General features: G+C 59.2%; 10 protein-coding genes. 8 read left to right on the top strand and 2 right to left on the bottom strand.

Annotation, left to right across the window (positions count from 1 at the left end; genetic code table 11):
• Positions 1-460 precede the first annotated feature (460 nt).
• The 6 genes from E5W70_RS19560 to E5W70_RS19535 all read left to right on the top strand — a co-directional run bounded on the left by E5W70_RS19560 (position 461) and on the right by E5W70_RS19535 (position 3,520).
• The gene (locus tag E5W70_RS19560; protein WP_292661085.1) at positions 461-1,120 is read left to right on the top strand and encodes a TylF/MycF/NovP-related O-methyltransferase; all 660 of its coding nucleotides are present in this window, start codon (positions 461-463) and stop codon (positions 1,118-1,120) included.
• A gap of 183 nt (positions 1,121-1,303) precedes the next feature.
• Positions 1,304-1,489 (top strand): hypothetical protein, encoded by a 186-nt coding sequence (locus E5W70_RS19555; protein WP_292661082.1) that lies wholly within the window; start codon positions 1,304-1,306, stop codon positions 1,487-1,489.
• Positions 1,490-1,628: 139 nt separating this feature from the next.
• Positions 1,629-1,811, top strand: coding sequence for a hypothetical protein (locus E5W70_RS19550; protein ID WP_031194824.1), 183 nt, complete (start codon positions 1,629-1,631; stop codon positions 1,809-1,811).
• A gap of 177 nt (positions 1,812-1,988) precedes the next feature.
• Positions 1,989-2,156: a hypothetical protein gene (locus tag E5W70_RS19545; protein WP_292661076.1), complete on the top strand. Its 168-nt coding sequence runs from the start codon at positions 1,989-1,991 to the stop codon at positions 2,154-2,156.
• Between the two features lie 168 nt (positions 2,157-2,324).
• Entirely contained in the window at positions 2,325-2,498 is a 174-nt protein-coding gene (locus E5W70_RS19540) for a hypothetical protein (protein WP_292661074.1), read from the top strand.
• Positions 2,499-2,773: 275 nt separating this feature from the next.
• A complete protein-coding gene (locus E5W70_RS19535; protein ID WP_292661071.1) occupies positions 2,774-3,520 on the top strand; it encodes a hypothetical protein in 747 nt (248 codons plus the stop codon).
• A gap of 93 nt (positions 3,521-3,613) precedes the next feature.
• On the opposite strand, the gene E5W70_RS19530 is transcribed toward E5W70_RS19535, so the two are convergent.
• Positions 3,614-4,198, bottom strand: coding sequence for an acyltransferase (locus E5W70_RS19530; RefSeq protein WP_292661069.1), 585 nt, complete (start codon positions 4,196-4,198; stop codon positions 3,614-3,616).
• Positions 4,199-4,288: 90 nt separating this feature from the next.
• Between E5W70_RS19530 and E5W70_RS19525 the strand changes: the two genes are divergently transcribed.
• Positions 4,289-4,594 carry a hypothetical protein gene (locus tag E5W70_RS19525; RefSeq protein WP_292661066.1) on the top strand — a complete coding sequence of 102 codons (306 nt, stop codon included), beginning with the start codon at positions 4,289-4,291 and terminating at the stop codon, positions 4,592-4,594.
• 719 nt (positions 4,595-5,313) lie between these two features.
• Here E5W70_RS19525 and E5W70_RS19520 read toward each other — a convergent pair.
• Entirely contained in the window at positions 5,314-5,979 is a 666-nt protein-coding gene (locus tag E5W70_RS19520) for a hypothetical protein (protein WP_292661064.1), read from the bottom strand.
• Positions 5,980-6,125: 146 nt separating this feature from the next.
• Here E5W70_RS19520 and E5W70_RS19515 point away from each other — a divergent pair, with 146 nt between their 5' ends.
• Complete coding sequence (locus E5W70_RS19515; RefSeq protein ID WP_292661062.1) at positions 6,126-6,290, top strand: hypothetical protein; 165 nt, start codon at positions 6,126-6,128, stop codon at positions 6,288-6,290.
• The last annotated feature ends 251 nt before the right edge of the window (positions 6,291-6,541 follow it).

Raw genomic sequence — 6,541 nt, 5'->3', positions numbered from 1 at the left:
TCTTGTGATCTGAACGACCCGGAACGGCGGACCTTCTGCTCGAGCCGGTCCGCCGTTCCGTCTTTGTTCAAGACGTTTACGCCCGGGAATTACATCCGAGCACCTGCTCAACCCTCCCCACTCAGCGCGATCGTTCAAGGCGATGAGGTGCTTTGCCCGGCCAGGCTGTCGGTCTGCTCATTGCGGTAGCGGGTCCGATTTCCATAGTAGGGCGGCGCGGCCCCAGTCAAGAAGACCAATTGCAGTCCAGCCGGCACATCCGTAGACGCTCACCAGCGGAGCAATTGGTCCGGCTGGCCCGGCCCGATATCGCGTCGGATGGCTGCCGCCTCCGAACGAGCCTCCCGCGGCTCACTTTGCCTCTTCGGGGCTGCTTGCGAATCCCCCTGCTGCTGTCTAACATCGTACGATGTTATCAGGACTGACTCGACACTTCGTTAAGAATGCGAACAGGCTTAGAGTGCCGGCCGTCGCCCGTTCGGTGCAGCGCGCCCGTCTGACGTATCTTTCGGACGCCAAGTTTATTAGCCTTCGCGATGCAATCAGGCGGCTGAGGCGTGAAAACGTCCCCGGCGATTTCATCGAATATGGTGTCGCACTCGGTGGCTCCGCAATCTACATCGCGTCCGAACTCGACGGAGACCGTTCTTTCCACGGCTACGATGTGTTTGGGATGATTCCGAGCCCGACTGAACAGGACGACGAAAAATCCAAGGCCCGTTACGAGACCATCCGGTCGGGACGATCCAAAGGCATCGGCGGTGACACCTATTATGGGTATCAAGGCGACCTATTCGATAAGGTGAGTGCCAGCTTCAAGGACTTTGGTGTCCCGGTCGATGGCGAAAAGATCGTGCTTCACAAGGGTTTGTTCGAAGACACAGTGCAGTTTCATCCGAATAGCAGAGTAGCACTGGCCCACATCGATTGCGATTGGCACGATCCGGTCAAGTTCTGCCTTGAGCGGACCGTTGAAGTGTTGAGCCCTGGCGGATTCATGATCCTGGACGATTACAATGACTACGGCGGATGCCGGACGGCAACCGATGAATTCCTTGCTGGCCGCGTCGACTGCCGTCTGATACGAACCCTTCCTCATGCCGTGATTCAGCGATTGTAGGTCGCCGCATCCTGTTTTGCGCAGTTTACCTCGCCGAGACTGGTCCGGGCGGCGAGCCTTGGCATGTGATCAGATGCTTGGAGACGCCCCTGAACCTCATGTCCATAATTGGTCAATGTTGTCAGGCTAGGCGCAGGTTGATGTTTTCGACCCGCCGTGTGAAATGGCCGCGGAATGGTGAGCATGTCTGATGATGAACAAACCGCTGCGGCGCGCTGGTCCGTGAAGTCCGAGCTCCGCGCCGTCGGTCGCGACAAGCCGCTGCTGCTGGTGCTGGCGGCGATCCTCTGCCTCTATTGTGCGTTTATCGCCGGACCGATCGTCTATGCGGTGCTGGCCATCAATGGCATTGCGGATTTCTTCGAATGAGGCCGGTTCCGGCGATCTGGCTCCGGTCCGGTTCCTGCGTCTACCGCGCCCGAAATTGCTTGACCTGGAGGAAATTACTTAGCCGGGATGAAACCGTTCCCGTCTATCGTTCGTACCTTGGGGGGTACGGGGAGGACACGTGACGATAAGAATCAGGCTTCCGGGCGGGACTTTGAAGATCAAGAAAAGGGACGAGCTGCGGCGTCGCGAGCAGAAGCGCGAGGTGCCGGTTTGGCAGGTCGGCAATTACTTCGTCATCTGGTGGCCGAGCGGCATGTCCGATCGCCCATCCTCGCCCAACAAATCCTCGCCCAGGAAATAGTCCGCGCACCCGACGACCCCAACTGGGCATGACGCTTCCATGCAGGATCAGGAACCACCTGCGTGCCAAACCTCCGAACCACTCGCCAACTCCCAGAAAAAATCAGCGGGCAGGCGTTGACTCTTCCGTCACGGAAGGTCTTGATGCTGCATTGCACAATTTGGGACGGCGGAAGCGATGGCAGTGCGTATCAGAATGCCAGGCGGCACGCTGAGGGTGAAAGTGTACCGCGAATTGCGCGACCGCGAGCGCGCCCGCCGCATACCCGTCGTCAAGATCGGCCGGGTTTATTTCACCTGGTGGTCGAACCGCCAGCGCCTGATTGACGATCAGTCGCCGGGGTGACGCAGCAATTCTTCCGGCCTGGCATGCGCCTGGGAAGACCGCGCGGAGCCTCTGCAGAAGAGCTCGCAAAATAAGTTGATGACGCTGCTGTTGACTCTTCCGTTACGGAAGGTCTCTACTTACCGCATTGCACGAAAATTGCTGCGTTGCACAACGGGAGTTGGACCGATGGCAGTGCGTATCAGGTTGCCTGGCGGCACTCTGAAGATGAAGACCTATCGTGAGTTGCGAGCCCGGGAACGCGACCGCCGCGTGCCTGTGATGAAGATGGGCTCGCTGTATTTTGTCTGGTGGTCGAAAAGCCAGGAACCTCACCAGAAGCCGCAGGACAGCAGACCGTAGCGGCTCCGCCGGCGGCGAGTCCGCGTCGGCGTCAGCGATGAACCCTGACAATTCCGAAATACTGCCCCAGCTGTAGGATTTCTGGTCGGCCTGCTGCGCCATTGTTGGCGCTGACAGCATCCCGAGCGGCCCTCGCAGAGCAATTCTTCTGACGACCTTTCGGCGATTTCAAACGGCGTCCAGACTGGCGGACGCGCGCGTTTGCAAGCTTGCAAACCGCCGTCGCTTGTCGCAAATAATTGGCTGCGGGCGGGCGATCAAGGAGTCATCCTTTGATGAATATCCAATCGCGCACGCATGCTTTCCTTCGCTCAAGCCCGCTCCGATATTATTTTCACCTCGCAAAGGCTCGCCTTGCCGGGTCTCCGCAATCGGACGAAAGTGTGATCCTGTCGCAAATTGTTGGCCGAAGCCCGAAAACGTTCTTGGAATTTGGTTTCCATCCGACGGAATATAACTGCATTGGGCTTAGTGAATTCCGAGGCCTCCTAGTTGATGGCGACGCAACGACCGTGCGGTTGGCGCGCTCGCTGCTTCCAAAGCGGATCGAAGTGCGCCAGAGCTTCGTTGATCTCGACAACATCAAGAGTCTCGCCACGCATTTTCCGCAGCTTGGCGTGCTTTCCGTGGACGTCGATGGAAACGACTACTGGTTTCTGCAAGCACTGCTACCAGTGCGTCCGGCCGTTATTGTCGCGGAATACAATGCCAGCTTTGGCCTCAATCCCATCACAGTGCCCTATGACCACGCGTTCGATCGCATGGCCAAGCACGACAGCGGCTGGTATCATGGTGCGTCGATCACCGCCCTGACGAAGCTCTGCAAGGATCACGGATACAAGCTGGTCGCGGTTTCGGCCGCTGGCGGCAACGTATTCTTCCTACCTCAATCGTCAGACCTACCCGAATTGGAACCTGCACAAGCTTATCGCGAAAGCACTCTACGCAATCACTGGTCCGGCACGACGGCGAAGGACCAGTGGGACCGCATTAAGCACATGCCTTTTGTCGATGCGGCCTGAGACTGACGCGAGAAATGTACGCTGGACAACCGCTTCGATAGGTCGCGCTAAACGATCGCACGACGTTCATCGATGAGCGGCAGGCCAAAGGCATCACTTCACTAGGTCTGCTGGCCGCACCAACGCATCGGCCGGGACGTCGCATCGAATAATGGACCCGGCCGAGATAATCGCCCGATCGCCGATGGTGACCCCCTTCATGACCATGGCACTATTGCCGATCCAGACGTCATCTCCAATAGTGATCGGCGCCGAACGGATGCCCGGGTCGACACGCGGATGGCCCTCAAGGAAAATGGCTTGCATCTGGGCAAAACGTTTCTGCGGGTCCATCGGATGTGAATTAGTGTCGTGGATCGCCACACCCCACGAGACGTGCACCCGCTTACCGATTTTGATCCCCACCGGGTCCGACGACCAAATCGTCGAGCCTGGGCCAAGATAGAACCAATCATCAATCTTGATCCGACCCTCGTGGGCAAAGATCTGCAAATGCCCATCCAAATGGCTGTCCGCGCCAATTGAAACGCGGGACCGGTCGCCGTGGATATTGAAGATTTCCGCCCCCGCCCCGAACTTAGTGCGCGCCCCGATGACGGCATTCTCCCTAGCGGCGCCAGTGGCGACCCATGACCAAAAACGGCGGCGAAGAGCTAGAACGGTGGAGAAGATGCGCATTCGCAAACATCTGCCACAGGCGACTACCGCGGTCTAGATAGATCACGTCCCGAAGAAGCCGGCGCGCGCTAGCGTGCGCGGACGCTGGCAATGGTGCTTTCAATAGCACCATTGCTTTTGGTTACCATGCTGGTTGCGGTTGGGACCACGACGATGCGCGAAACTCGGCTTGGCCTTGCGCTCGGCGACGCTTCCTATTCGATCTTTCTTTTTCATCAGCCATGCATGCCCGCCACTCTTTTGATCTTGGCGAAAACAATGCCATGGCTGCCATCCAGTTTGGCCGCAATAATCCGTTCCTTAGTGGGGATTGCCGTCGGCTATCTCGTGCACATTTTCGTCGACAAGAGAATTCAGCGCTACATGGAACCGATCAAAACGAAACCGAAGTTGTAGCCCAGCGCGGCTCATCCCTAGACGCTCACTGGCGGGCAATGGTCGCCGCCCACTCGGCAGAGCCGACATCGTTCGGGATGCCTTCTGTAGCAGGCGCTTGGTGGTCAGCTTCAGACCATCGATATAGGAAGATGTTAGCGTCGCCGGCCTCCGCCAGCTCATCAGCTAGTTTCTGTTTGGATGGTGGCCATCGCCAAGAGGCCTCCGCCCGGCGCCGACGGGAAAGCGCTCCTGCCAACGTCACCGCTTGCTCGGGTCGTAAAGGCCGGAGAGGCCCGATAGGAGATTGCCGCGGGCCTTGAAAATCGAGGCGCCCACCGCCTGTTTACGGGAAAGGCGTGAAATTGCCGCCTTCGTGCTGGCACTGTTCTGGCGCAGCTCCGAACCGTACTGGATCGCCTTGAGGTTGAGCTCGCCTGCCTTGCAGTGGCCGCCAGCATCTCGGTCAGCGAGGCTGCGATGCCATCGCCCGAGGCGCGGACCTGGGCACGCACCTGCGCCTGCAGGAGATCCAGCTTGTGGCGCCCCTGGCCTGCTCGAAGGGCGAGCTTTGGACGTCGGCCTACGCCTGCTGTTCATAGACCCTGGCCTGGTAGTCGGCCATTTGCTTGGCCTGCTGGCCGTCGGCCAGCGCGCCCGCCCACTTAAAGAGCCGCGCCGATAAGGCAAGTCTGCACCTGGTAAGCCGCGGCCTCGCGCACGGCTACGGAACTGAAGATCTACTTGTCGGGCCGCGAGCGAACGCCCAAATCGCGTCCGATGCGCAATAGATCATTGAGCGCCGAGCGGATTTGCGGCCACGGGAACTCGGAGCATTTCTCCCAGGCTTCGCCCTCGCGCAATACGGCATCGAGCTTGCCTGCCACACCCGCGAAAGTCGCGGCCGGCGTCTTTGAGAAAGCTTCCAGCAGATCCTGCGTCCGTTCGCCCGCCTCGCGCTCGGCCCTAAGCGCGGCGGTGTACCCGGCCTCCTCGGCAGCAGCATCCCAGCATGCCAGATGTTCGGCGAACTCAGCTTCGGCCTTCTCGCGGAGAGCGGTGATATCCGGCCTATCGCCGACCACCTCATTGAGCACCTCGATCGAGTGGACCGTCACCTCCTCTCCTTCGGGCAGACGGATCGTTACACAAGGAAAGCCGACTCGTTCGGCGAGCCTCGTCTCCAGGCGCTGCTGCCTGCGACAAAGCCGCTTAGCCAACTTATGGGTCGCCTGCCATTCACGCCAAAGCGCTAACGCGGGGTCAGAAGGCATACTAGTGCCTCCGGCGTCAGCTGCGGACGCGTTGCCTTCGAGCATCCATACGGTGGTCGCCACACCTGTTCCAGCAAGCATTCGCCTGCGGGTGACGTAAGGCAGAGTCGTGGTATTGTCGGAATCAGCCATGATCCGAGCTCCAATCAGCTTGGGTTGTGGTCAGGCTGACTGGAGTGTTGGCGCACTCTGGCCAGCCGCCGAATGTGCGATGCAAGTGCACTGCACGTGCATATTTATGCGCCTTTTGAACCTTAATATCAAGCCGCAGAGCGAAAATGACAAAAAAGCCGTTCACCACCCGCCTTGACCCGCCGGTGCTGGCCTTGGCGCAGCAGCTTGCAGAAGCGGAGCGGCGTTCTATCACTTCAGTGATAGAACTCGCATTGATCGAGTACGCGGAACGGCGCGGAATCACGATAAGTGCGAAGGAAAGGGAATAGTCAGGGCGAACTGGCGGATGCCGCGAAAATACCGAGCTGGCGAGCACGCACCGGATCACATGGAGCAGAAATTAGCCTACGGTCGACTGGCCAACAGGTGGGTGACGACCGCTGCCACGCTCGACCGGCACGGACCGGCCGAGCAAATGCTGGGCGTCGTGTCCTGCGGCGGCTCGCAGAGCCAACGAAACGATCGGTGAAGTTCGCAACACGTTAAATTCTCGGCGACACGTAGAGGTTACAGCCCGCCT

This window comes from Mesorhizobium sp. (assembly GCF_005063415.1).
Taxonomy (GTDB): Bacteria; Pseudomonadota; Alphaproteobacteria; order Rhizobiales; family Rhizobiaceae; genus Mesorhizobium.
The sequence above is the reverse complement of the archived record's forward strand: the minus strand, read 5'-3'. Positions and strand labels throughout refer to the sequence as shown.